The organism is Peribacillus sp. JNUCC 23, from assembly GCF_053653995.1.
Map to the genome: position 1 here is coordinate 3,445,770 of NZ_CM132202.1, position 26,679 is coordinate 3,472,448.

At 39.4% G+C, this 26,679-nt stretch carries 17 protein-coding genes and 1 riboswitch; of the genes, 5 read left to right on the forward strand and 12 right to left on the reverse strand.

All coding sequences use genetic code 11. The annotated features are described in order from the left end of the window. Positions 1 to 133 precede the first annotated feature (133 nt). The 3 genes from JNUCC23_RS16510 to dnaE all read right to left on the reverse strand — a co-directional run bounded on the left by JNUCC23_RS16510 (position 134) and on the right by dnaE (position 5,486). Positions 134 to 772, reverse strand: a complete 639-nt coding sequence (locus tag JNUCC23_RS16510; protein ID WP_403069100.1) for a FadR/GntR family transcriptional regulator — start codon at positions 770 to 772, stop codon at positions 134 to 136. Then, on the reverse strand, positions 769 to 2,010 hold the full coding sequence (locus JNUCC23_RS16515) for a malic enzyme-like NAD(P)-binding protein (RefSeq protein ID WP_062176826.1): 1,242 nt from the start codon (positions 2,008 to 2,010) through the stop codon (positions 769 to 771). The genes JNUCC23_RS16510 and JNUCC23_RS16515 overlap by 4 nt, the downstream gene beginning before the upstream one ends. A 116-nt stretch (positions 2,011 to 2,126) precedes the next feature. Continuing rightward, positions 2,127 to 5,486: a DNA polymerase III subunit alpha gene (gene dnaE / locus JNUCC23_RS16520; protein ID WP_454212475.1), complete on the reverse strand. Its 3,360-nt coding sequence runs from the start codon at positions 5,484 to 5,486 to the stop codon at positions 2,127 to 2,129. A 206-nt stretch (positions 5,487 to 5,692) separates the two neighbouring features. Here dnaE and JNUCC23_RS16525 point away from each other — a divergent pair, with 206 nt between their 5' ends. Both JNUCC23_RS16525 and ytrI read left to right on the forward strand, forming a co-directional pair. Then, positions 5,693 to 6,034 (forward strand): YtrH family sporulation protein, encoded by a 342-nt coding sequence (locus JNUCC23_RS16525; protein ID WP_454212477.1) that lies wholly within the window; start codon positions 5,693 to 5,695, stop codon positions 6,032 to 6,034. Then, entirely contained in the window at positions 6,031 to 6,531 is a 501-nt protein-coding gene (gene ytrI, locus JNUCC23_RS16530; protein ID WP_454212479.1) for a sporulation membrane protein YtrI, read from the forward strand. Before JNUCC23_RS16525 ends, ytrI begins: the two co-directional genes overlap by 4 nt. A 464-nt stretch (positions 6,532 to 6,995) precedes the next feature. Here the strand turns inward: ytrI and JNUCC23_RS16535 are convergent, their stop codons facing one another. Then, positions 6,996 to 7,937, reverse strand: a complete 942-nt coding sequence (locus JNUCC23_RS16535; protein ID WP_062176814.1) for a DHH family phosphoesterase — start codon at positions 7,935 to 7,937, stop codon at positions 6,996 to 6,998. Between the two features lie 212 nt (positions 7,938 to 8,149). On the opposite strand from JNUCC23_RS16535, the gene JNUCC23_RS16540 reads away from it, so the two are divergent. Next, the gene (locus JNUCC23_RS16540) at positions 8,150 to 8,461 is read left to right on the forward strand and encodes a YtpI family protein (protein WP_454212481.1); all 312 of its coding nucleotides are present in this window, start codon (positions 8,150 to 8,152) and stop codon (positions 8,459 to 8,461) included. A 168-nt stretch (positions 8,462 to 8,629) separates the two neighbouring features. Here the strand turns inward: JNUCC23_RS16540 and JNUCC23_RS16545 are convergent, their stop codons facing one another. The 3 genes from JNUCC23_RS16545 to JNUCC23_RS16555 form a co-directional block, all read right to left on the reverse strand. Further along, on the reverse strand, positions 8,630 to 9,949 hold the full coding sequence (locus JNUCC23_RS16545; RefSeq protein ID WP_454212483.1) for a DRTGG domain-containing protein: 1,320 nt from the start codon (positions 9,947 to 9,949) through the stop codon (positions 8,630 to 8,632). A gap of 68 nt (positions 9,950 to 10,017) precedes the next feature. Next, on the reverse strand, positions 10,018 to 10,251 hold the full coding sequence (locus JNUCC23_RS16550; RefSeq protein WP_403069081.1) for a hypothetical protein: 234 nt from the start codon (positions 10,249 to 10,251) through the stop codon (positions 10,018 to 10,020). A 126-nt stretch (positions 10,252 to 10,377) separates the two neighbouring features. After that, positions 10,378 to 11,061: a metal-dependent hydrolase gene (locus JNUCC23_RS16555; RefSeq protein ID WP_454212485.1), complete on the reverse strand. Its 684-nt coding sequence runs from the start codon at positions 11,059 to 11,061 to the stop codon at positions 10,378 to 10,380. Positions 11,062 to 11,291: 230 nt separating this feature from the next. Between JNUCC23_RS16555 and JNUCC23_RS16560 the strand changes: the two genes are divergently transcribed. Both JNUCC23_RS16560 and JNUCC23_RS16565 read left to right on the forward strand, forming a co-directional pair. Further along, entirely contained in the window at positions 11,292 to 12,389 is a 1,098-nt protein-coding gene (locus JNUCC23_RS16560) for a M24 family metallopeptidase (RefSeq protein WP_403069075.1), read from the forward strand. Between the two features lie 312 nt (positions 12,390 to 12,701). Continuing rightward, a complete protein-coding gene (locus JNUCC23_RS16565) occupies positions 12,702 to 13,151 on the forward strand; it encodes a universal stress protein (RefSeq protein WP_454212487.1) in 450 nt (149 codons plus the stop codon). A gap of 116 nt (positions 13,152 to 13,267) precedes the next feature. Here JNUCC23_RS16565 and argH read toward each other — a convergent pair whose 3' ends face one another. The 5 genes from argH to JNUCC23_RS16590 form a co-directional block, all read right to left on the reverse strand. Continuing rightward, positions 13,268 to 14,641: an argininosuccinate lyase gene (gene argH / locus JNUCC23_RS16570; protein ID WP_403069069.1), complete on the reverse strand. Its 1,374-nt coding sequence runs from the start codon at positions 14,639 to 14,641 to the stop codon at positions 13,268 to 13,270. Beyond that, positions 14,638 to 15,849: an argininosuccinate synthase gene (locus JNUCC23_RS16575; protein WP_062176794.1), complete on the reverse strand. Its 1,212-nt coding sequence runs from the start codon at positions 15,847 to 15,849 to the stop codon at positions 14,638 to 14,640. The genes argH and JNUCC23_RS16575 overlap by 4 nt, the downstream gene beginning before the upstream one ends. Positions 15,850 to 16,054: 205 nt before the next feature. After that, positions 16,055 to 22,543, reverse strand: a complete 6,489-nt coding sequence (locus JNUCC23_RS16580) for an NPCBM/NEW2 domain-containing protein (RefSeq protein ID WP_454212490.1) — start codon at positions 22,541 to 22,543, stop codon at positions 16,055 to 16,057. 139 nt (positions 22,544 to 22,682) lie between these two features. Continuing rightward, a riboswitch (cyclic di-GMP riboswitch) is annotated at positions 22,683 to 22,766 on the reverse strand. 192 nt (positions 22,767 to 22,958) lie between these two features. After that, a complete protein-coding gene (locus JNUCC23_RS16585; protein ID WP_454212492.1) occupies positions 22,959 to 23,801 on the reverse strand; it encodes an EcsC family protein in 843 nt (280 codons plus the stop codon). 388 nt (positions 23,802 to 24,189) lie between these two features. Further along, on the reverse strand, positions 24,190 to 26,607 hold the full coding sequence (locus JNUCC23_RS16590; RefSeq protein ID WP_454212494.1) for a heavy metal translocating P-type ATPase: 2,418 nt from the start codon (positions 26,605 to 26,607) through the stop codon (positions 24,190 to 24,192). Positions 26,608 to 26,679: the final 72 nt, after the last annotated feature.

Consider the following 26,679-nt stretch of genomic DNA (forward strand, 5'->3'; position numbering starts at 1 on the left):
GTCGCTTTGCCTCTCCGGTCCTCACGTATTACTCCATACGCGAAAGGTTGAGACGATCGCTCCTCGAACTTCTCGGCTCTTTTTATCCTCCTTTTTAAACACTCACTTTAGCAGAGGCTGAATGAAAATCTTGTCATTTATTATTTGATATTTTTCTGATATTCTTCAAATAATGAGAAATCGCTTGATTTGTATTCCGTTCTATCATCAAATGGACAAATCGAATGTATGAATCATATCCAATTGCTTCGATTACTTGATTCGCAGCTTTTGCATAGCTATTCACGATCGTCCATATTCTTTCCATTAAAAAGTTGCTATTTAAAGCAACCAACTTAGTGAAAAATTCATCGTCACTAAATTCTTGTTCAGTTGCCCAGATTAGAAAATGCTGCAATTCTTGTTCAGATGTAGACGAAATCACATTTCGGATACAACTGATCTCTAAATACTCCTTCGTTTCAGCCAAATCCTGCTTCACCTTTGGATCTTGCAAAAAAAAGGTACCTAATAGCTTAATGAGATTGTGATCCTGGTAATCTCTAATGAATGTGCCTTCTCCCCTGCGAGTTTCAATTAATCCGAGAAGTTCCAGTGCCCTTAAAGCCTCACGAATGGAAGATCGACCCGCATTAAGGCGCTCTGATAATTCACGTTCAGAAGGAATCTTATCTCCAGAAACTAGACCATCTGATTCTATCATTTGTCTAAGCTTCTCGACAATCTCTAGATAAAGCTTTGTTGAAGGTGTTGACTTGTTCAACTCATTCATTCTTCACTCTTTCCAATAATGGCAAGCCTTCTCGTTTTTTTCTTCACGTCTTCTGGATCTACTGTTCTTCTCGCTACACCTGTTTCCATCGCGGCTTTCGCAACAGCAGCTGCCACTTCTGGCGCTACCCTTTCATCAAAAGCTGCAGGAATCACATAATCGGGTTGAAGCTCCTCTTCCTTAATTAAACCAGCGATCGCTTCAACGGCTGCCTCTTTCATTTTTTCATTGATATGCGTCGCACGGACATCTAATGCTCCGCGGAATATTCCAGGAAATGCAAGGACATTATTGACTTGGTTCGGAAAATCAGAGCGGCCTGTTCCGACGACTTTTGCTCCAGCTGCTTTAGCAAGTGCCGGCATGATTTCTGGATCCGGGTTTGCCATCGCAAAAATGATCGGATCCGTATTCATTGAAGCGACCATGTCTGAGTTAAGTGCACCTGCAACCGACACACCAATAAATACATCGGCACCCTTGATTACCTCTTCAAGTGGTCCTTCGACTTTAAAACGGTTTGTCACTTGTGCAACTTGATCTTTCACGTCATTCATGCCATATTTGCGTCCTTGAAAAATAGCGCCTTTGGAATCACACATAATAATGTCACGAACTCCATAATTATATAAAAGTTTAATAATAGCAATTCCAGCAGCTCCAGCACCACTTGCCACTACTTTAATTTCTGTCATGGACTTACCTACGATTTTTAGAGCATTAACAAGACCTGCCACTGTTACGATTGCTGTTCCATGTTGATCATCATGAAAAACTGGAATATTCGTTTCTTTCTTCAGTCTTTCTTCAATAACGAAACAATTGGGAGCTGCAATATCCTCTAGATTCACTCCGCCAAACGTAGGTTCAAGAAGTTTTACTGTTTCTATGATTTTTTCAACATCCGTAGTTTTTAAACAAATAGGGAATGCATCGACACCGGCGAAACTCTTGAAAAGGAGTGCTTTACCTTCCATAACCGGCAAAGCTGCTTCAGGTCCAATATTCCCCAAACCAAGTACAGCTGTCCCATCGGAAACGACAGCTACCATGTTTCCCTTCATTGTATAATCATATACAGTTTCTGGTTTGTCATAGATTTCTTTGCATGGCTCAGCAACACCTGGCGAATAAGCTAAACTTAAATCTTCCGCATTTCGGACCGGGACTTTTGAAACCGTTTCAAGCTTTCCCTTATGGACACTATGCATATGCAGCGCTTCTTCTCTTAATGTCAATGTATTCACTCCTTGAACTAGTTCGGATAGAATTAGGCAATTTTCCCATACATTTTAAGTGGTCTGACCACATTAGGCTTCTTACAATATAACATATCTAGTACTGATGTAAACATTTATTCTTGTTTTAGAATGACGTTTTCTTTTCCGATAATTCCCTCTAATTGCTGCATTAATGCCTCGTTTGGCGTGACCCAATCCCATAAAGAAAGTTGAACATAACGGTTTTCGCTTTCATAATACAGCATGACTTTTGTCATTCCTTTGTGCTTGACCAATGTCTGTTTAACTTTCCTAAGTGTATCATTTGTTTGTTTTTCTTTCGGGATCTTAATAAATAAACGCGAAGTCGATTCTGCTTTCATTTCTTTCAAGACATCTAATGGGTACACTTCATCAATAATCATTTGCGTTTTCCCATTACGTTCCTCAATACGCCCTTGAACCATGACGATGCCCTCATTTATTAAGTTCTCTGAACATGTTTTATACACATTTGGAAACACAACCGCTTCTAACTCACCAGCCTCATCATTTAGCCCTAGAAACACCATCACTTCACCTTTCTTCGTACGTATGGCCTTCACAGAAGAGATATAAACCCCAATTAGCACTTTATTCTCTTTTTTAACAACGGCTTCGTCAATGGATACAGCCCCAAAGTATCGAAAGAGAACTTTATATCCTATGACTGGATGATCGGACAAGTACAAGCCAAGAGCCTTTTTCTCAAAAATAAGCTTATCTTCTAATCGAATGGGATCAACTTGAACATATTTCGGTTTGAGTGAGAACTCGCTGTTAAAGAATAAGTCAAAATCGCCATCGTTTGGATTGACTAACTCAGAATGATCAATGGCTACATCAAGGCTTGCAAGTAATGTTGCCCGGTCCACCTCAAATTCGTCAAATGCCCCAGCAAGTATAAGCATTTCAATGACTTTACGGTTCACAACGCTCATGGAAACACGCAAGCAAAAATCAAAGATATCCTGAAAGGTTTTTTCTTTCCTAGCTGCAAAAATTTCCTTCAGTATCGCTCCGCCGACGCTTTTGATTGCAGCAAGACTATAGCGGATCCCATCCTTCTCCGATGTAAATGCGTAAAAACTTTTATTAATAGAAGGAGGAAGGATGACCATTTCTTTCTTCTTTGCTTCCCTAATATATTGGGCGATTTTATCATCATTGCCAATGGCAGATGTCAACAGTGCTGCCATAAAGTATGTCGGGTAATGGGCTTTCAAATAAGCGAGCTGGTAGGCAATGAAACTATAGGCAACCGCATGGCTTCTTGGAAAGCCATAGTTTGCAAAGCGGACGATCATATCGTAAATGTCATGTGCAATCTCTGCCCGATATCCCTGCTTTACAGATCCACTTACAAAATGATTTCGCTCTTGATCAAGAATTTCCTTTTTCTTTTTTGAAACAGCTCTACGTAAAAGATCTGCCTCGCCCAATGAAAACCCGGCAAGTTTAGATGCAATTTGCATAATTTGCTCTTGGTAGACGATAACACCGTATGTATCTTGCAAAATGTCTTGTAAATCATTGTGCGCATAGTCAATAGATGCCAAACCATGCTTCCGTTCAATGAAAAGCGGAATATTATCCATAGGGCCAGGGCGATACAAAGCATTTACGGCGACAATATCTTCAAATCGAGACGGCTGTAAACGTACGAGTACTTTCGTAATACCTTCTGATTCAAATTGGAAAATTCCAGTTGTCTCACCTTTACTTAAAAGGGCAAACGTCTTCTCATCCTGAAGAGGAATGGTAGCCATATCGATTTTGCGCCCTGTCCCTTTCTTGATTGATTTGATGATATTGTCAATAAGCGTTAAATTACGCAGACCGAGAAAATCCATTTTCAACAGACCAATTTCCTCGAGCACATCCATCGGAAACTGAGTCAGATGGATGCCATCATGGCCTGCTTGGATCGCGATGTTTTCTGTTAGTGGCTGATCACTTATCACAACACCGGCCGCATGAGTGGATGTATGTCGCGGTAGTCCTTCGAGCTTTATCGCCGTATCATACAAACTTCGGTTAAGCTCACTCGAATCGACAAATTCGCGTAACCCTTTTGACTCGGCATACGCTTGCTTTAACGTAATCCCAAGTTTCGCAGGTATTGTTTTCGAAAGTGCTTCCTGCTCTTTCGAATTCAACCCGAATACCCTTCCCGTATCGCGGAGAGCGGCTTTTGCAGCAAGTGTCCCAAAGGTAATAATTTGAGCAACATGAAGTTCTCCATATTTCCGAGCCACATAGGCAATCACTTCATCACGACGATTATCTGGAAAGTCAATATCAATATCCGGCATCGTTACTCGCTCTGGATTTAAAAAACGTTCGAATAAAAGACGATGCTCAATCGGATCGACAGTGGTTATCGATAAAACATACGCAACCATTGACCCTGCCGAAGATCCCCTTCCAGGCCCTGTCAGAATTCCTTGCTTTTTGGCAAACCCCATAAAATCCCACACAATGAGAAAGTAATCACTAAACTTCATCGTTTTAATAACCTGAAGCTCATAATGAAGACGTTCAATATATTCGCTAGGCATATCTGGTCTTTTCTGTTTCAGCCCTTCTAAGCAAATTTGTTCCAGCATGTCATCAGCCGTTAGATCATTCGGAACAGGGAATTTGGGCAATAACGAACGATTGAACGGAATTTCTACATGACAGCTCTCTGCAATTTTTATTGTGTTTTCTAGGATGTCTGGTACATCACGAAAAAGCTCGTTCATTTGCTCGGCATTTTTTAAGTAGTATTCCTGTGAAGGCAATGTCATTCTGTCTTCATCAGAAAGCTTGCTGCCATTTTTTATGGCAAGCAACACTTCTTGGGCTAACGCATCGTTTTTTTCTAAATAAAAAACAGGATTCGTTGCAACAACAGCGATATTGATTTCTTTAGCAAACGTGACGATCCGACTATTCTCTTCGTCTTGTCCCGTTGTCAAAAGGCGTTGTAAAGACAGATAAAAAGAGTCCATCCCAAATATCCGTTGATACATAGCAACTGATTCTTTCGCTTCCTCTATTTTCCCTTCTGCGAGCATAGATTCAATCTTGCCTTCATTACCAGGGGAAATGGCAAGTAAGCCAGCTGAATACGCCTTGAGCCATTTTATCGGCAATCCTGTCTGTGACTTGGTTTGAATCGCGGAGCTGATTTTGAGCAGATTGGAATAGCCTTGGTTATCTTTGGCAAGTAACAGGAGCGGAAAGGAAGCTTCATGTTCATCTAATATATCTGCAATCAAGCCTATGATCGGTTTGATTCCTTGTTTCAGACATTCTTTATAAAAATAAGGTGCCCCGTACATGACATTTCTATCAGTCAACGCTAAGCTCGTAAATCCATTCGCCTTTGCTTTTGATACGAGCTCGTTTAATTTAATCGTGCTTGTTAGCAAGCTGTAAGCACTTTGTATATGAAGGTGAATACACACGTTTCTCTCCCACCTTTATCAAGCATCTTTTCTTTATAGTATAGTGCTAAACTGACAAAAAGAAAATTCGTTCCCATTCCGTACGCATAAATCCTAAGTTGACACATATTAGCTGTCTGAACAATGCTCTTAAAAGATTTTTCTTTATCATATCAGGTTTACTTTGTCCATATAAATAAATATGAAGAATTAAACGTATAAGGATGATGGATATGAAAGAAGCTTTTTTTCCTGCATTTATTAACAGTTATTTTATTTCTCTCGGCGTATTACTTGGAGGAGCATTAATTGGCGGACTGGCAGCATTTTTCACCGGACAAGCACCTTTGACGATCATTAGAAATCTTGCGGGTTCGTTACGGATTTGGGCAATTATCGCGGCCATTGGCGGAACTTTTGATACAGTTTATTCATTTGAACGCGGCATGTTCGAGGGAGCAACCAAGGATATTTTCAAGCAATTTCTCCTGATTCTTTCGGCAATGGGTGGTGCCAAGACTGGATCATTACTAATTATGTGGTTTACACAAGGTGAGATTTCATCATGAGGATTCCCCCACTTTATCGAAAATCCACTTGGCAGCGCTTCTTTGTCGGTGTAGTCATTGGAGCGCTGATCAGCTGGTTTGTTTTTCTATATATGCATGGCGTACTTCAAGAAAAACAAATCAATAAAATTCATAAGCAAAGTCAGACCATTCGTGATATGTCGGCTAAAATTGAAATATGGGAAAAAGATTATAATCGATTGAATAAAGAAGCTGAGAAAAAGCTTCTGATTGAAGATGTGAAGGTAGTTGTTTTAAACGGCAAGCAATATCATCTTGATTTACTAAGTGTGGCTGAGGCGGAAGAAGTCATTGAAGACGATTTAACCTCTTTGATCGCAAAAGAAGTTGAAACCGTTTATAAAAGCAAAAACCTTTTGAAAAAGTCGATCGAAAACAAAGTCATTGAAATAAACAAGAAAAGCTACCGGCTTGAAGTCGTTGAAATTTTCTTCTACACGACGATGAATATTGAAGTAAAGCTACACCGACAATAAAGGGAAACTTCAATCAGTGGGGGGGTCATTCCCCACTGATTGTTAGTCCCGTTCTACTGTCGCTAATACCTCCACTGCGCTTCGGTAAAGCGACACTACGAACCTGATTCAATGAACTTAGACTAAGTACGCCGCATCCTGCGGCAACGTCTGAGTGACCCACATCCTGTGGGCCTCAACTAAACCTTTGAAGACCACAAAGGTAAGTTTCACTGTATCTCACCAATCGGGCTTTTACATAAAAAAGTGAGGCGACTGCCCAGCCCCAACAAGCGTAAGATGGAATGCGGCGTGGCGTAGTTTGCCACAGAGTATTACAGCTTATGACCTCAGACGGGGTAGGAGTCGCAACTAGATTGGGCAGTTGCTTCTTCGATTCCTCTAAGCCTTGAGGCGGGGGTCTTACTGCCCGTTAATGCGGGATAAGTGGAAAGGGTTAGCTCCTTTTCAAATCATGCACCATCTTAGTGACTATTAAGGACAACCGCTTCTAAGTCGCGAATAACATCTTCTGCTTCATTCCAACTATAAATCGAAGCTCCAGCCGCCATTGGATGTCCGCCACCATTGTAACGCTTCGCAACTCCGTTTATAACGGGACCTTTAGATCGCAGTCGAACCCGGATTTCTTTTTCTTCCTCAATGAAAAATACCCATGCCTTAAGCCCTTTAACCGAGCCTAGCGCGCTAACCAGCAATGAGGCATCAGCCGGCGTTGCATCAAATTGATGTAGAATTTCCTTCGTCAGCACCATTTTCCCAACACCGCTTGTGAGAATTTCAAAATGCTGCAGTACATAGCCGTTCAGGCGAACGATCTTTTCTTCTACATCGTACATTGCTGTAAACAGCTCAGGTCTGCTGAATGCATAATGAATCAGCTCACCTGCGTAGAGGAACGTTTTTTCAGACGTGCTTGGATATAAAAAGCGCCCCGTATCTCCTACCATTCCTGCAAACAGTAATCGGGCAGCTTCATCATTCATTTTCAACCCTTTGTCTTTTCCAAACAAATAAAACTCATAAATCATTTCACTTGTCGAACTTGCACGCGTATCCACCCAACGCAAATCTCCATACTTGTCATCATTCGGATGATGATCGATTTTGATCAATTTGTCGCCTAGACGATAGCGTTTATCACAAATTCGTTCCACATTGGCCGTATCGCATACAATCACAAGCGCACCCTTATAAATATCATCAGATATCGTATCTAATCTTCTTAAATAATTCAGCGATTCTTCTTCCTCACCAACCGTGTAAATATTTTTCTCTGGAAAAGAAGTTTTTAGAATTTCTGCTAGCCCTCCCTGTGATCCGTATGCGTCTGGATCAGGCCGAACGTGGCGATGGATAATAATCGTTTGATATGCTTTTATTGTTTCTAAAATTCCTGCAGTCATTAGATTCTCCTTTATTACCTGTCATGTATGATTTTATCTGTCTTATCCTACTACATCATTTATTCTCTCCATCTAGTCCAAATCCCTTCATTCAGTATGTAGTATAGGGGATGATGGTGGAAATCTAGCCTTGAAACCGTTACAATAAAAGAAACTTTCTTTCTCGGAATAACATTTTAATGAAAAAGCAGAAAATTGGAGGATTAAGACGTATGATAGCACTTGTAGCGATTATTTTGGTTTCTCTTGCTTTTTATGTGTTTTATAAAATAAAAGCATTTCGAACTCGTTTGCCAATGGAAAAGAAATGGCTGAAAGGCAAATCATCCATAGCATTGGGAACATTCGTTGCCACTTATGGAATCAATCAGCTCATTTTGTTTCACACGACTACGACATTTATTATTGGCGCAATTTTTATCGTCATTGGCGGATTAAGCATTTGGGGCGGATTTAAAGTATACAAGCATTTTTTGCCGCTAGCGATTGAAGAAGCAGAGCAAAAGATTAGTACCAGCAATTGAAGGTAGAAAAGGATGTCCCATAACGAAAAGGTCAGACCACGAATCATCATATACAAGTCAAATGAAGCGTAACGTCATTATGAACTGTGTATAGATTGTGTAGTCAAACCCTTTTTTAGGACATCCTTTTCTTCTATGGACTTTGATAGCCTACGCTTTTCTTATAAGTTATGACCTATCAAGTAATTGGCATGTCATTATCGCTTTACCGACCAATTTCCCTTCATTGAATACTTCTACATCCACTTTACCGAATTTGCGGCCTACTTCAAGAACACGCGGATGAATCGCTAGCACGCTATCCATTTGAACTGGTTTGATGAAGTAGATCGTCATATTCTCTACGACCAAATCACCCCGTTTATAGCTTCTGAGTGCTCGGTTCGCGGAATCTGTTACGAGTGTTGTAAAAACGCCTGTTGAAATCGTTCCTAAATAATTGGTCATTTGCGGCGTCACTTCATACTGATAGATTTCTTCACCTTTGCACCCGCTACCATTCATGACAAGCTGACTAGTAATCGTATCATCAATCGTTTCGCCGACTTGTGGCTGCCTTTGACTCATTTGCAATGCTTTTAGAACGTCTTGACGAGTGACTATTCCTTGAAGCACATGATGATCATTAACGACAGGTAGTTGTTCGATGCCTTCCCAAACCATCATGTGCGCAGATGAAGCAACACTTGTTTTCATACCGACCGTCATTGGATTCTTCGTCATGACTTTATCAATAGCCACTTCATCTTCTTGTGCCAAAACGTCCTTTGAAGTAATCATGCCTTGCACTTTCATATTGGAGTCCACAACAGGAAATCTACTATGCTTTGTATCTCGATTAAGCTTGAGCCAATCGCTAATTTTATCGCCCATTTTTAAGAAAGTCGTTTCATGAACAGGCATTAAGATATCTTCAACAAGCAGGATTTCTTTTTTTATTAATTGGTCATAAATGGCCCGGTTAATCATCGTGGCCACAGTAAACGTGTCATAGCTCGTGGAGATAATTGGCAGCTGTAGCTTGTCGGCGATCTTCTTCGTATCATCTTCCGCATCAAATCCACCAGTAATTAATACAGCAGCTCCTGCCGTCAATGCTTGATCATGTGCCTGAGACCGATTCCCAACTATTAATAAATCGCCAGGTCCTGTATATCGCATCATCGCCTCAAGCTTCATCGCACCAATCACGAATTTGTTCAATGTTTTATGAAGACCTTCGCGTCCGCCCAATACTTGTCCGTCCACTATATTGACAACTTCAGCAAAGGTCAGTTTTTCAATATTCTCTTTCTTCTTTCGTTCAATCCGAATCGTGCCAACTCGTTCGATTGAGCTGACATATCCTTGGTTCTCCGCTTCCTTAATGGCTCGGTATGCTGTCCCTTCACTCACGCTTAAAGCCTTCGCAATTTGACGTACGGATATCTTTTTACCGACTGGAAGTCCATCTATATGTTTTAAAATTTGCTCATGCTTCGTTGCCACGCTCTTCACCCTTTTCCAAATCTTCCTACTTTCATTATAAGGTGAATGGACGAGCTATTCAAACGCAACTATTGATAATAATGAATTCTTTTTGTTGTTTTCATAGATTGCTTGTGCTTTTTTCCTTTTTTCGGGGAATATAAGATGCCTGTTAAATTCCCGGCAATCGCAAACAAAGCAAACAGCAACCAAGTACCAGCAAACAGTGACTCCAATCCGCCAGCTTGTAGCGAAAGTCTTGGTACCGCATAGTACAGCATAACACCACATAGAAGCAAACAAAGCAATAATCTTTGTTTCATAAAAATCCCTCCCCCCTGTTCCTTACCTACATTGTATGCAAGGCAAGCTCGAAAAAGAAGGAAGGGAAGTTCTAAAATCAAATGTCTCGGCCAAAAAATTATAAAATGAAACTTTGTTTGAAGGAATTAAAGCTCGATATAATCTCCCGGTTCAAGCACTTTTCCATTGCCTGCATTTAGTAAATCGAGAAACTTCTGCGGATCCTGCTTGATGGGCGGAAACGTATTATAGTGAATCGGCACAACTTGCTTCGCCTGTAAGTATTCGGCCGCCAGTGCTGCATCTTCAGGCCCCATTGTAAAATTATCACCAATGGGCAAAAGGGCAAGATCAATTGGATGACGTTCACCAATCAACTTCATGTCGGAAAACAATGCAGTGTCTCCAGCGTGATAAACCGTTTTTCCTTCTGCTGTAAACAAGACGCCACTAGGCATACCAAGATATATAATCTGTCCGTCATTCGTGATAAAACTATTGCTATGAAAGGCAGTTGTCAACTTTACTTGACCAAATTCAAACTCATAAGCCCCGCCAATATTCATGCCATGTGTCCGTTCGACACCTTGTGTGCCAAGGTAATGGACCATCTCAGCTGAACCAATCACAAGTGCATCGTGTTTTTTGGCTAGCTCCACTGTATCACCAAGATGATCCCCATGCCCATGTGTCAAAATGATGACATCAGGATAGACGTCCTCTACTTTTAAATCGGTCTGTCCGTTTCCATTAATAAAAGGATCAAACAAAATCGTCGTCCCGTTCGTTTCGATCTTCACTACTGAATGTCCGTGAAAAGATACTTTCAAAATAAAAACTCCCTTCCTACCTATTCTTATCGACTATTCTAATTTCGCTCCCAAGTCCCTTTCACCTTTTTAAAAATGACTATTCTTTAATAGATGCCCTTATTTCAAGATCGTAAACCTCATTTTCCAAACGACTTTTCCTATTCCAAAATAGTTTACTTTACTTTTTTTTATTGATAAGGTTTATGAATAGGATTTAATATGATCTTACTACTGGAGGCAATAAAAAGATGAATACAAAATTAACTGAATTAACACAATGGTTACAAACAAGTGGACTGGATGCTGCTTTGATTACGGCACCCGATAATGTGTTTTATTTGAGCGGCTTCTTGAGCGACCCTCACGAAAGACTGCTTGCATTAGCTGTTTTCCAAGAGGCTGAACCAATCCTTGTTTGCCCTAAGATGGAAACTGAAGATGCGAAGCGTTCAGGTTGGGCAGGGGAAATTATTGGCTACACGGATATTGAAGATCCTTGGGAAGAAATCAAACTTGCGGTAGGCCGTCGTTCTGTGAATGTAAAAAGACTGGCCATTGAAAAAGAACATTTAAATGTGGAACGACTAGAAAAAGTCCAAATGATCTTCTCTGTTCCTGAACTAGTAGCCGCTGAAGAGAAATTGCGTGAACTTCGAATGGTTAAAACAGAAGATGAAATGAAAAAAATACGAGAAGCATGCCGTCTTGCTGATTACGCGATCGAAATTGGGGTATCAGAGATTAAAGAAGGCAAAACAGAAATGGAAATCTTAGCTGCGATTGAATATGAAATGAAAAAAGCAGGCGTACAAAACATGTCATTTTCAACCATGGTACTAACAGGTGCCAATGCAGCGTCTCCACATGGAACACCTGGAGCTACGAAAGTTAAGCGCGGTGATTTGGTCCTATTTGACTTAGGTGTTGTCTACGAAGGCTATTGCTCCGATATTACCCGAACTGTTGCATACGGAGACATTTCAGACAAGCAACGGGAAATTTATGAAACAGTTCTAAAAGCAGAGGAAGCAGCGATTGCAGCAAGTAAGCCTGGTGTTTCTTGTGCCGAAATCGATTTAACGGCTCGTAACATCATTCGTGACAAAGGATATGGAGATTATTTCCCGCATCGTCTTGGTCATGGCTTAGGAATCAGTGTACACGAATTTCCTTCCTTAACTGAAACAAACCCGCTTCTTTTGAAATCAGGCATGGTCTATACAATCGAACCTGGTATTTACGTACCAAATGTTGCCGGTGTTCGAATTGAAGACGATATTTATGTAACTGAAAATGGCGCAGAAGTGTTAACCAAATATCCGAAAACGCTGCAAATCATTAAGTAAAGTGAAACTTCCATCAGAGGGGGCATCCCCCTCTGATGGTTAGTCCCGTTCTACTGTCGCTAAATCTTCGATAAAGCGACACTACGAACCCGATTGGTTCAACTAAACCTTTGAAAACCACAAAGGTAAGTTTCACTGTATCTCACCAATCGGGGATTTACAGGCTGTTTATCCCCACCTATTTATTTCTTGATTCTTTCACAAAAATTTGAGGTGGGGGTAGTACAGCCTGTTAAACCGGGATAAAGTTTCTTATTCATTCGATTTTGATCGTAAAGTTCGTCAGGCAATTTGATGAAAGGGGAGATTAATATGACAATGACGTATAAAAAAATTCTAGTTGCGGTAGATGGTTCTAAAGAAGCAGAATGGGCTTTGCAAAAAGGCAGTGAAATCGCTCTTCGTAACGATGCAGCACTCGTGCTAACCCATATCGTGGATGCTCGGAATTTCCCGTCAACTGAAGCCTTTAATAGCCCGATCGGAGACAGCGCTGAAGACTACGCATCTGAACTTTTGAGTGGCTATAAAGAAAGGGTGGAAAAAGCCGGTGTCAAAGAAGTGGCAACAATCATTGAATACGGCTCACCGAAAACGATCATCCCTAAAGAGATCGCTATAAAACATCATATCGACCTCATCGTCTGCGGAGCCACTGGACTGAATGCGGTAGAACGCTTCCTAATAGGTAGTGTTTCTGAAAATATCGTCCGCAATGCGAATTGTGATGTTCTTATCGTTCGTACCGATAAAGAAGAATGATGAAAGAGGCTGTCCCATAACAAAAGGGTCAGACCCCACATCAACTATATATCGTTTATACGACTCGTAAATGAGTCAATAAACGGTATATAGAGTGTGAGGTCTGACCCTTTTTTTTACTTCACTAGCTCTTTCCCTTTTTGAATCGCTAGTTTAACTTGCTCAAATCCTGTTCCGCCGGCGCTGTTACGGCGCTTTACTGCTTCATACGGGTTAAGAGCTTGATAGATATCTTCATTGAACAACTCTGACGCTTCTTTGAACTGATCCAAAGTTAAATCCGCAAGATAGCAACCTTGGTTCACACATGATAGCACTAGTTTACCGACCACTTCATGCGCTTCTCTGAAAGGCATCCCTTTCGCTGCTAAATAATCCGCTAATTCCGTTGCATTAGAGAAGTCGTTTTTCGTTGCCTTCTCCATGACATGGGCATTTACTTTCATCGTGGAAATCATGCCTTCGAAAATTTTCAAAGAGCCGATGACTGTTTTCACCGTATCAAAAATGCCTTCTTTATCTTCTTGCATATCTTTGTTATAAGCAAGCGGCAGTCCCTTCAAAACGGTTAAAAGACCTGTAAGATTGCCATACACACGCCCTGTTTTCCCACGAATCAGCTCAGCCATATCGGGATTTTTTTTCTGCGGCATAATGCTGCTTCCCGTTGAAAAGGCATCATCTAACTCAATAAATTGAAACTCTTGACTAGACCAAAGAATGATTTCTTCGCTAAATCGGGAAAGATGCATCATTAATGTGCTACTGTTACTAAGAAATTCAAGCACAAAATCCCGGTCACTCACGGCGTCCAAGCTATTTTCATAGATTGCGTCAAATCCAAGTAACTCAGCACTATACGCTCGATCGATTGGAAAGGTTGTCCCAGCTAACGCTCCTGCTCCAAGAGGAGAAACATTAATTCGTTTCAAACTTTCCGTAAATCGCTCTTTGTCACGCTGCAACATCCAGAAATAAGCCATAACATGATGGGCAAATGAAATCGGCTGTGCACGTTGTAAATGGGTATATCCAGGAATTAATGTTTCAACATGGCTCTCAGCCTGCTCAAGTAGAGCTGTTTGCAAGGCCGCAATTAAGCTCAAAACATCATCTGTTTGGTTGCGCAGATACAAATGCATATCTGTCGCCACTTGATCATTCCGACTTCGACCTGTATGCAACTTCCCACCTACTGGACCAATTTCAGAAATGAGCATGCTTTCTAGGTTAAGATGAATATCCTCCATCTCTACCTTAAAAGTTAGCTCGCCTTTTTTTGCTTTTTCTTGCAGAGTAAGCAGCCCTGACGTAATCAGGTCTGCATCTTCTCCAGGTAAAATACTGCTTTTCTTCAACATCGCCACATGAGCAAGGCTACCTTGAATATCTTCAAGTACGAGTTCTTGGTCAAACGAGATCGATGCGCCAAACTCATCTACCCATTCTTCAGCAGACTTCGTAAATCTGCCTCCCCATAACTTACTCACACAGTCACCTTCTTGTTTTGATTGGTTACGATACTGCTAACTTTTGTTGGTAGACCCCAAAGCTTAATGAAGCCGACAGCTGCATCATGGTCAAATTCATCGTCCTTCGTATAGGTTGCCAATTTTTCATCATAAAGAGAATACTCGGATTTTCTACCTTCTACGATCGCATGGCCTTTGAATAATTTCACACGCACTGTACCTGTTACCGTTTTTTGTGTGTCTTTTAAAAATGCGGATAATGCGCTTTGAAGTGGTGAGAACCATAGTCCTTCATAAATAAGCTCAGTCAGTTTTTTCTCAATCACTGGTTTGAAATGAGCAACTTCTTTAACTAAAGTAATGTCTTCAAGTTCTTTATGTGCGGTAATTAATGTCATCGCAGCAGGTGCTTCATACACTTCACGCGATTTAATTCCTACTAATCTATTTTCAACATGGTCGATTCGGCCAACACCATGTTTACCAGCTAATGTATTCAATTCAACGATTAAGTCTGCTAGTTTATACTGTTTATCATTCAGTGTAACGGGAACACCTTGTTCAAAACCAATTTCAATTACTTCAGGTGTATCTGGAGTATCTTCAAGTCTTGCCGTTAGATCATATGCACCTTCTGGTGGAGCGGCCCACGGATCTTCCAGTATGCCACATTCATTGCTTCTTCCCCATAGGTTTTGGTCGATAGAGTATGGGCTGTCTAAGTTGATTGGAATCGGGATATCATTTTCAATCGCATATTGGATTTCTTCTTCACGAGACCATTTCCATTCACGCACTGGAGCAAGAACCGTAAGATTTGGATTCAACGCTTGGATCGATACTTCAAAGCGGACTTGGTCATTTCCTTTTCCCGTACAACCATGTGCCACTGCAACAGCATTTTCCATCTCTGCCACTTCTACAAGCTTTTTCGAAATCAACGGACGAGAAAGTGCAGAAACAAGTGGATATTTCCCTTCGTATAACGTGTGTGCTTGAAGTGCTGCAAGTGCGTAATCATCCGCAAACTCGTCTTTCGCATCGATTACATAGGATTTAATAGCGCCTACTTGAAGTGCTTTTTCTTTAATAAAATCCAAGTCTTTTCCTTCTCCAACATCTAAACAACATGCTACAACATCGTATCCTTGACCTTGCAACCATTTTATCGCTACAGAAGTATCTAGACCTCCGGAATATGCTAACACTACTTTTTGATTTGACATGATTGTATCGTCCCCTTTTTATGTGAATAAAAATTCATAATTTATTATTTTTATACATCTCTTAATTAGTACTTTACCAGTTTTAAAAAAAGATTGCAAGCACATTTTAGAGATTGAATTGGGATTTTTCTGAAGATTCGTAAGCGCCAAATAGTGCCCACCTGTTATCAGGGGCACTATTTGACGCTTACTTTTAAATGAAATATTAGTTATTATCCACGTAATAAGTTAATTGTATGATCGTATCTTCGTTTAATTTATAAGCAACGACTAGCATATACCATCCTTTATCTTCTTCTGAAAGATCTACTGTAAACTGATCTGCATTTGGTGCAAGCAGTTCGACATCTACATATATTTCTTTATTGGTTTTAGTATGCCTAAGACCTATTTGGTAAGGATTTAGATATTTACCATCTAAGCCTTTCACTACGTTTTCCACTGCCATTACTGGCCCTTTCAAGCTGTCCACTTCAACGATTTGAGGATGCGCGATGACATTCTCTAATTTACTTAGATCTTTTAGTGGTGAGAAATCAGTTATTTTATTTCCGGATATATCCAATGAAACTAAATTTTTTGCATATTGCAAGCCTTCAAGACTCGTTATTCGAGTAGAGGGACAATTAAGGCTAGTGAGTGTATACATATCACCTAGCGTTATTTCTTCTGTAAGCCCTAGTGTTTGCTGGATATACGTTTTAAGATTTTTATCTGTTATTGTGATGATTTGATTTAAGTCTATTGCCACTAACGCAGCTATCGCCTGTTTTAGTGCCTCTACAGCTTGATCGATTTCGCCTTGAGTGGCTTGCTTATTGGCAAGAAGTTCTTCCGCTTTTGCTATGCTAGCGTATAAAGCATCCATACTCCCAGATATATAGCCCTCCGCATTGATAGCTTTCGCTTCTTCAATAGCAGTTGCTAAATTTTGTCTAAAAACTCTATCAGCGTTAGCGAAATATAATTTAGCATCTCCCCATGTCGCATGGTCAGAACCGTTTCCGTTACCGCCATCAGTAACGACTAACTTGAGTTCTTTGGCACCGCTAATATTCACTTCAACGAATTTTTGTGGATCTCTCGAAAGCATTAAACCACTGTCGAATTGATTTTCTCCATCAACAAAAACTTGGAATGTAACAGAGGCAATAGAACCATGCATTTGACGGTCTACACCAACAAATGAAGTGAAGTAATCAGTGTCTTTATCTGTTAAATCATATATGATTGTTGAGTTAGAATGGGCGCCAATACCTTTCTGGTATGCTTTCTCACTTCCATCTTCACCTGTTAATCGTAAAGTATTGTTACTGATAGATAGATCTTTCACAGGAGCTGTATAGCTGTTTTGAGTAGATTTCCATTCGAAATCAGATAGATAATTGTAATCTTCCATATTTACTACTGAAATGATTCGCTTCTTCGTCAATTCATTGCCGTCACTGTCTACCACTGTGTAAGTAATTTCATATTTACCAGCTCTATCAAAGTTTACTTGATCTTTTCCTGTAACCTTTACTTGAGATGTTAAATCACCATCTTCAGCATCTACTGCTGAAAATGGTTCGTTGATGTCAATAGGATTCCCTACTTTAGTTGCTACTGATTTAGGAATAGTAAGCTTTGGTACACCATTTGAAATATAGTACTTTGCATCAGCAAAGTCAGCATGATCAGATTCATTTCCATTACCAGAATCACTTGCAATCAGTTTTAACTCTTTAATCCCTTGAACAGGTAGTCTCACTAATTTTGCTTCTGTTTGATAATTCATAACGCCACTGTTATAAATTTCTTGACCATCAGCTAATACTTTAAATATAACACTGGATTTACTGTTTTCTACGATATTTCTGTCGACACCAACAAGTGTTTCAAAATAATCATAGTTTTTCCCTTCCAGATCGTATACAATTTCAGAATTTGCATGTGTACCAATCCCTTTTGTAAATTCTTTTGTTTCCCCATTTACAAGTAATTTAATCACACTTCCTGAAGAAGCTTTATCTTTGTTTACATTCTTCCAAGCCGTTTGAGCAGCTTTCCACTCAGTGTCTGTTGCAAATTGCGTATCACTGTATACATAAATTTTTCTTGTAGCTGTAACGAAGTTGTTATCATGATCGGTTACAGAATATTCAACATTGTAAGTACCTGTTTTATTCGTATTAAAGCCATTAGATGCTACTTTGATTTGGACTTTTAAGTCCCCATCTTCTACATCTAATGCTGTAACATCTTTTAGAAGATCAAATTCACTATTTAACTTCACCATTGTAAAGTCTTCAGATATTGTAAGTGTAGGTTTACTAGAAGCTTGAGTAAACTTAGCATCAGCCCATATAGTATGGTCCGCGGCATTACCATTGTTATCAGCATCAGTTGTCACTAACTTCACTTCTTTTGCCCCTGTAACGGGTACTTTCACAAACTCATGTTCCGTGTTTGCTTTAAATACGCTACTATCAAATTTCTTTTCTCCATCAACCCAAACTTCAAAAGTTGCGGATGATGATTGTCCGTTCACTGCTTGATCTATGCCGATATAGCTTTCAAAAAAATCAAAGTTTTTTCCATCAATTTCATACACTAATGCTGAATTAGCATGTATACCGATTCCTTTAGAATAAGTTGCATTAAGGCCTTGTCTAAGTAATGTGATAGTTCCACCAGAAATTGATTTATCTTTCTGTAATGAACCCCAACCAACGCTTACGGATTTAGCAGTCATATCAGAAATATATTTATAATCACTTGTTACTGTAACTTTGATTGTTTTTGTTTCTTTTACACCTTCATTGTTGATTTCATATACAATTTCATAGTTTCCTTTTTTCGCTACATCTACATTATTCGATTTTATCACTACAGCATCTGTAATATCATGGCCATCGTAAGAAATAGCTTTTACATAATCCATTGGATCAAATTTTTGATATAGTTTAAGTGTTACATGTTCTTCAACAGATAATGCAGGGCTAAATGCCTTGATTTCTACTGATTTAAGAGTATGTAATTTTTTATCATAACCAACAATTTTGTAGGTATAATTTTTACTTGTATCTACATTTTGATCGATAAATTGGTCCGCACTAGTAAATGCTATTAATTCATTGTCTCTAAAAATTTCATAACCTAAGAAATCTTCTTGATATGTTTTATCAACTTTAAAAGATAATGTGTTGGTTTTTGCATTCAGGTTTGTATTGATACTTACTGCTACGATTGCCTTTTCGTCTGCTATACCTTTGCCTCCATAATCAACTACACTATTATTTAAGTACCATATTTTACCCGGCTCTGGATACTTGCTAGTCTTCTGTCTTGTTTCTTTACTCACTACAAATCCATGTCTAGCAAAATGTTCACTTAAATCTAAACCTAGTGCTTCAGAAGAGAATTCGACTAAATATTGTTGTTTAGATCTATCTCCATCAGTTAATGACACATTTCTTTCCCGATACATTCCATTCAATTTCCCCCAATAGCCCGGACTATACATTTCTATTTGCCAAAAGACAGCTAGTTTTTCAAAAAGACCTTGGGAATTATAATCTTTTGCATTTTCTTTTAGTACATTTTTATAGATGTTAGCTTCGAAAGGTATTCTGTTATCTACGTTGCCGTAAAATGCTGACATATGTTGCGGTAACATATTATTAGTTACTTCAACATATGTCCTCACTCCCGCATCCATTCTATGACCGATTTCATGAATGACTCCCCATGAACCGCCTTTCTCTTCTATTGGAACCAAGATTGAAGACACAACATCATCAAGAGTTCCAATATGATCCCCAGCTGCGTACATGTATGAATATGGTTGAGCAAGTCTTATATTTTCTCTAATCAATTTAGGATCATGCTCATCACTTCTTGCATCTAAACCATAATATCTAAATAATTCTTCCATAAGACGATTATAAGATTCTATTGTTTCTAACGGACTATACCCATCTTCTATATAGGTTTTGTAAGCACCCGTTGCAGTACCTGTCCAGAATAAATGGTCACTTACGACTTCGACAACATCTAGAACTTCTTGCTCTTTAACATTTGGATGTTTGGCTACATCTTCATCTATTTTCTTCTTATAGTCGATTAAGAATTTTTTGAACTCCTCTACATTTGTATCCTTAGTAGCAAAAGGTACTCTGTCTACACCTTCAAATCTTAATGTAGGAGCTTTTCCTTGTTGTTCTTTCGTATATGGATTCTCGATGTATATAGTTCCACCAGGCGTTACTGCCTTTTTATAATAAGAAGTTTTAGGAACTTCTGGAACTGTTATTACGTTTTTACCGACTTTTAGGTTTACGCTTTGTCTCCAACTATTCCATGCACCTTCTTGTTGTGCAAAAGATAAGCTAGGCAATGGACCATTTGCAACTGCGTCAACATAAACGATTATTTTATCCCCCGGTTGAGCGGCGAGTCCAGTCGGTTGAAGATTGCTTCCAAAACCAAATTTTAATTTCTCATTGGCATGTTGCACCATATTACCATGTTGCTCCGCTTCTATTATTCTTGCCTCAGTAACAATTTCGCCATTAATAATTTTTTTAGCCAAGTCTAATTGCTCTATATAAGTAGAATATAACGGATGTACTTTTGCTTCTTCTACTAATGCGTTGATTCTATCAAGACTATTGAATTCAGGTGCTACCGCAATCATTGTACCGTCAGTAAATAATTTAGACAGTTTATCGTCTAAATTATCTTCCGTATAGAAGGCTAACTCGGATAGTGTTGCCCAATTTTGATTTGATTTCTTGAACTTAAATTTTACTCGCTTAAATGTAGTGGGTTCAAAATTAGCCTCTACTAATCCAGACACCATATTATGTTTACCAGTGGTTACAAGCTCATATGTATCGCCTTTAGAAGTTTTAGAAGCAAATATTTCAAACTCTTCTGCAAAACCTTTTCGATCAGATGGTCTTGCACCATACATAATTCGATTTAGTTTTACTGCTTCTTTAAAGGTTACTTCCACTTCATTTGAGAAATCATTTGAGTTACTTTTATTCGTTTCCCAATATGTAGTTAGATTTCCATCTATTGCATTTCCTATAACAGCACTTGCATAATGACCACCGTTATTGCGAATGCTCTCGATATTTTTATAGTCCATTCTAAATAACTTAGAGTAAGCGTCGTTAGCGTAATGAGCAAATGGCTTCACTATTGCTGTTGTAGCCTCTATTTTTTCTTCGCTCATTAAAGCTTTAGCATTTGTAATAGCTTCTTTGTAATTCTCATAAAATGGGTGGTTTTTAGCATCTTCCTCTAAAGTGGTTAATTTATCTATAGTGTTAAACTCTTCACTGACTTTACTCATAGTATCGTCTGTAAATAATCTAGCTACTTTTTCTAATAATTCATCTTGCTTATATAAACCAAACTCACCAGCACATGCCCAGTTCTCATAGCCTTGCGTAAATACAAATTTCACTCTTTTAAACTCTGTTGGATTAAATCTAAACTCCAAAGAGCTTTGAGTTGCTTTAGCAGCACCACTTGACACGCGTTCGAATGTGTCCCCTTTAGTAGTTCTAGAAGCATAAATCTCAAACGCCTCTGGGAATCCTCTGTTTGTACCTCGAGGAGCCATATAAACAATTCTGTTTAATGTAGTTAATGCATCTAATTCCATCACAACCTCATTGATAAAACTCCCTCCATTTTGTTTTCCAGAATGCCACTGTGTAGCTGCATTGCCATCAATAGCTCTTTCTATTGAATTAGTTGCGTATTGACCGCCATTCGTCGTTATTTTTGTAATCTTACTAGAAGGCAATTTATATAATTCATCATATTGTGGAAGTAGATTACTATTAAAATCTTCAAATTTGGATACAATCGTTTCTGCATAGTTTACATCTTTATTTTCAACTAGTAATTTTGCATTCTCTAGATCTTCTTTAAATAAAAGGTATAGTGGATGGTTCTTCACATCTTCTTCTAATTTGTTTATAGCATCAACAGTATTAAACGCTTCATTTACAGTACTTAATGTCTCATCTGTATATAGTTTTTTCATTTTGTCAGATACACGATCTTCTTTATAAAAAAGAAACTCTGATGCACTTGCCCAGTCTTGATTTGCTTTTTTGAATACAAATTTTACTCGCTTAAATTCTGTAGGGGTAAACTGAATTTCTACGATATCCCCCGTAGAACCATTATATTCACCAGAAGAAACTAATGTGAAATCATCACCTGCGTCTGAAGTTGAGCTGTATATTTCAAACGCTTGTGCAAAACCTTTACCTTTCGCACTTGATTGACGGGCAGCGTATACAATTCTATCTAAAGTAGTCGTTTCGTTGAAATGGATAACAACCTCATTAGTGAATGTGGAACTATTAGGTCTACCAGTTTCCCAATGTGTATTCATATCGCTATCTATCGCCTTTTCAATAGGAGAACCTGAATAGTTTCCACCATTGTTTGTTATAGATTTGATATTCGTGTTAGACATTTTAAACACTTCATTGTATGCATTTAACATGTCTTTTCCATACAAATCAAATTTACTAACCGATGCAGAACTGGAATTTTTAATACTTCCATCTACAGCAGTCGTGACAACTTGTCCATGTGGATTTTCGTTCGCTAAAACATCAATTGGACCACAGACTAAGTTTAAAGCCATGGCTATTGCTGTTGCAATTGCAACTACTCTCATACACATTTCCTCCTGATGAATACATTCCTAAGAAGTACATTAAAAAAGCTACTCAAAAAGAGTAGCTTTAATTTACATAAAGTAAAAATAAAAAATGATTTTTTTTTAATCCTTACTAAACAAAAAGTATAATGAACTCTTCGGCAACTGGCTGACATAGTAATAAACTTTAGTCCCTATAGCTTTGCGTCCCTAAATTTCTTTAGGTTTGCCTATTCTATTTTTATATTTCAAACAATAACATAAGTACATTTATTTACTATGATCCATTAGCACTATATTTTACTATCTCTCTTCCAGGTAATATGGCGAGTTTATCATAGTTAAAAAATAAATCTATCTAACTTAAAGAGGACACATAGCTGTAAATAAGCTCGTGTCCTGTTTAAAGGATGCCTTTCATTACGATACAGTGTCATTCATTGACTACTCTCTTTTTCTGTAAATAACGATATTGATAATATTTTTGCGCGAATTCACTCACTTGCCGTGTCATTCGGTAATTAGAACCCGCCCCAATTAGCATGCTAAGCAGTGGAACACCTTGGATCTGTTTTTTTCGAAACATGGTAATCGCTCCGGCCTTCAGCAACTGCTTTAAAGGTTGCTCCATCCAAGTAATGTTTGTTAAATCCTCGCTTCCTTCGTAAAAATATTCTTCACCATCTTGATGCGTTTCATTAATTAATTCCTGCCATGCAACCCCTTGAAGGCGTCTCGGCATATTGCCCATATGAAAAACCTTGAGGGCCATCATCATTTCAAACGGAGTATTCACTTCAAAGCCGTACGTCATGGCTGTCAACTGAACAACACGAACATTAATGAACGTCATCGCTGGAATATCGCTTCCTAACAGAATAAGACCGCCTGATCCACTTGCTCCACCTTGGGCAAATGAATACAGTCTATGTCTCGCGATTTGCTGTGTCGCTATGTAATTCAATTGATCAATGGGTAAAAGGTTCATATCAGCAATCTTTTCGACTTCAGGATTATAAACCCGCGCTGCTTCTAAAATTCTGTCTCTAGCATCCATCTGAATCTGCGAACTTTGCACCAATGCATGTAAATGAAAGAGCATTGTATCCATTTTCGCAAAAAAACGTGTCCGAGCATCTTCAGGAAGCAAGGAAAAGCTTTGTTCAAGCCATTTATCATACATCACTGTTAAATCTGTCGGCTCGTATTGATAAAGCTTTTGCTCCCATTCGCCTATTTCATTCCAGACTTGAATTTCCCGATTTGTCATGCCCATTTTCTAACCCTCCTAAAAAGCCTTTGATCTCGCATTAACGGGCAGTAGCCGCCTCCTCATATCTTAGAGGAATCGAAGTAGCGCGTAGTCGGGCGATAACTGCCCGTAAAAGCCCGATTGATTCAACTAACAATCAGTGGGATAAAGCCTCCCCACTGATTGAAGTTTCACTTTATATTGGCTGATTCTTCCTATTAGTATAACACAGAGGACTTACATGGCTAGAATGCAAACAGAGGAGATCTAATCAAATTTCAGGTCGCACAACGACTATTACAGCCTTCAATGTTCTGGGATTTGTACCAGAGACCCAACCATGCCGAGCACACGATTAGAGGCATTGGTATGAGCACCAATGCCTCTTAAAAGCGAATCAAATGAACATTTTTTAAAGTTTTACTCTTTGTAGACGGAGTGCATTTAAGACGACCGACACAGAGCTGAATGCCATAGCGGCACCTGCTAACCAAGGGGCCAACAGTCCGATTGCTGCAATCGGGATGCCGAGAGTGTTGTAAGCAAAAGCCCAGAACAGATTTTGTTTAATATTCCTCATCGTTTTCCGGCTCATAAGAATGGCGTCTGCGATGCTATTCAAATCTCCGCGAATCAAGGTAATATCCGCTGCTTCCATGGCTACGTCTGTTCCTGTTCCAATCGCCATACCAATATCCGCAAGTGCAAGAGCAGGAGCATCATTAATTCCATCTCCAACCATGGCCACCTTATTGCCTGCAGCCTGCAGTTTTTTCACTTCTTCCGCTTTCCCTTCTGGAAGTACTTCGGCAATAACCTGGTCGATCCCCACTTGTTTACCAATCGCCGCTGCTGTACGTTGATTATCACCTGTTATCATAATGACTGCAATATCCATCTCTTTGAGCCGTTTGATGGCTTTTTTAGAAGTATCTTTAATCGTGTCAGCGACCGCAATCATGCCTGCATATTGGCCATCAATGCTAGCAAGCATGGCCGTTTTCCCTGTTCCTTCTAATTCTTCCATCATCGATAGCGCTTGTTGAACATCCACTTGATGTTGATTCATAAGCTTCCGGGTCCCTACTAGGATTTCTTTTTGATCAACGATCGCTTTTACTCCATAACCTGGGACTGCTTCGAATTGCTGAACGATGCCAAGTGCTATCTCTCTTGTGTGAATTCCTTGAACAATTGCTTCGGCCAGTGGATGTTCCGATTGTTTTTCAGCTGCGCCAATTAAAGATAGAAATTGCTGTTCAGCTACTCCATTTTCGACGATAATATCGGTCAATTCTGGTTTACCATTTGTAACGGTCCCTGTTTTATCTAAAATAACCGTATCAATATGATGAGTCGTTTCAAGATGTTCCCCGCCTTTGAATAGAATACCGAACTCTGCAGCACGACCAGACCCAGCCATAATCGAAGTAGGGGTCGCAAGTCCAAGTGCACACGGACAAGCGATAACAAGAACGGCAATTAACGCTTCAAGGGCTGGTGTAACCTCTCCTGGATTGACCCAGATGATCCAAACGAGAAAGGTTAACACGGCGATGCCAACAACAATTGGCACAAAAATACCTGAAATTTGGTCGGCAAGTCTTTGAATTGGCGCTTTCGATCCTTGTGCATCTTCTACGACTTTAATGATTTGTGAAAGTGCTGTATCCCTTCCAATCTTTGTGGCTTTCATTTTTAGAAAGCCATTCTTATTCAATGTTGAACCAATCACAGGATCTCCCAGGCTTTTATCTACGGGAATACTTTCCCCGGTTAACATCGATTCATCGACAGCCGAGTTTCCCTCGATTACTTCTCCATCTACTGGGATCTTTTCACCAGGTTTCACCAAAAGCGTATCTCCTACAATCACTTCTTCAAGTGGTATCTCAAGTTCTTCTCCATTTCTTACCACTAAAGCGGTTTTCGCTTGCAGTCCCATTAGTTTTTTAATTGCTTCAGAAGAACGTCCTTTTGCTTTTGCCTCGAAAAGCTTCCCTAAAAGGATTAGCGTGATGAGTATGGAACTAGTTTCAAAGTATAGTTGTGCTGTATGGGGGTTCCCAATCGAGATGATTGCCTGATAGACACTGTAAAAATAAGCGGCTGATGTACCCATTGCGACTAATACATCCATATTGGCGCTTTTATTGCGCAAGGCCTTATAAGCACCTATATAGAACTGCTTACCAATAATAAATTGGACGGGTGTTGCGAGCGCCATTTGTACCCAAGGATTCATGAGAAAATCCGGCAGGTAAATGAACGATGTAAAACTGAAGTGGCTGACCATCGCCCATAACAACGGGATTGACAAAATAACGGAGACGATAAATTTTCTCTGCTGTTTTTGGATTTCTTTCTGGCGATAGTCTACAGCATCCTTGTTGTTGTCCTTGATCATCGCCCCGTATCCTAGCTTTTCCACACGCTGAATAATATCACCTGGGGAAGCCTGGGAGGGATCGTATTCAACGGTCGCATTTTCAAGTGCCAGGTTAACATTCGCCATGGATACGCCATCCATTTTATTTAATCCTTTTTCGATTCTAGTTGCACAAGCAGCACAGGTCATTCCAGTGATAGCAAACTCTTTTTTCTCTTTTACTACATCATAACCGAGATCTTGTATTTTCTTTTCAAAATCTTGTGCACTCACCTTTTCTGCATCATACCTTATGACTGATTTTTCAAGAGCCAAATTAACATTGGCCTCTTTTACACCGTCTATTTTCTTTAACCCTTTTTCAATTCTTATTGCACAAGCAGCACAGGTCATCCCTGTAATCTGCATACTGGTTTCTTTTAATTGTAATGGGTTTTTCATTTGATTCTCACCTCTTTATACCACCTAGGGGTATAATATATTGTAAAAAAGAAGTGCTATAAAAGCACTTTG

Bases quoted from the DNA above. Each gene is read 5' to 3' on its own strand.
- JNUCC23_RS16510 (WP_403069100.1), bottom strand. From the start codon at position 772: ATGAATGAGTTGAACAAGTCAACACCTTCAACAAAGCTTTATCTAGAG.
- JNUCC23_RS16525 (WP_454212477.1), top strand. From the start codon at position 5,693: ATGGATATGAAAGAAGCTTTTTTTCCTGCATTTATTAACAGTTATTTT.
- ytrI (WP_454212479.1), top strand. From the start codon at position 6,031: ATGAGGATTCCCCCACTTTATCGAAAATCCACTTGGCAGCGCTTCTTT.
- JNUCC23_RS16535 (WP_062176814.1), bottom strand. From the start codon at position 7,937: ATGACTGCAGGAATTTTAGAAACAATAAAAGCATATCAAACGATTATT.
- JNUCC23_RS16540 (WP_454212481.1), top strand. From the start codon at position 8,150: ATGATAGCACTTGTAGCGATTATTTTGGTTTCTCTTGCTTTTTATGTG.
- JNUCC23_RS16550 (WP_403069081.1), bottom strand. From the start codon at position 10,251: ATGAAACAAAGATTATTGCTTTGTTTGCTTCTATGTGGTGTTATGCTG.
- JNUCC23_RS16560 (WP_403069075.1), top strand. From the start codon at position 11,292: ATGAATACAAAATTAACTGAATTAACACAATGGTTACAAACAAGTGGA.
- JNUCC23_RS16565 (WP_454212487.1), top strand. From the start codon at position 12,702: ATGACAATGACGTATAAAAAAATTCTAGTTGCGGTAGATGGTTCTAAA.
- JNUCC23_RS16575 (WP_062176794.1), bottom strand. From the start codon at position 15,849: ATGTCAAATCAAAAAGTAGTGTTAGCATATTCCGGAGGTCTAGATACT.
- JNUCC23_RS16580 (WP_454212490.1), bottom strand. From the start codon at position 22,543: ATGAGAGTAGTTGCAATTGCAACAGCAATAGCCATGGCTTTAAACTTA.
- JNUCC23_RS16585 (WP_454212492.1), bottom strand. From the start codon at position 23,801: ATGGGCATGACAAATCGGGAAATTCAAGTCTGGAATGAAATAGGCGAA.
- JNUCC23_RS16590 (WP_454212494.1), bottom strand. From the start codon at position 26,607: ATGAAAAACCCATTACAATTAAAAGAAACCAGTATGCAGATTACAGGG.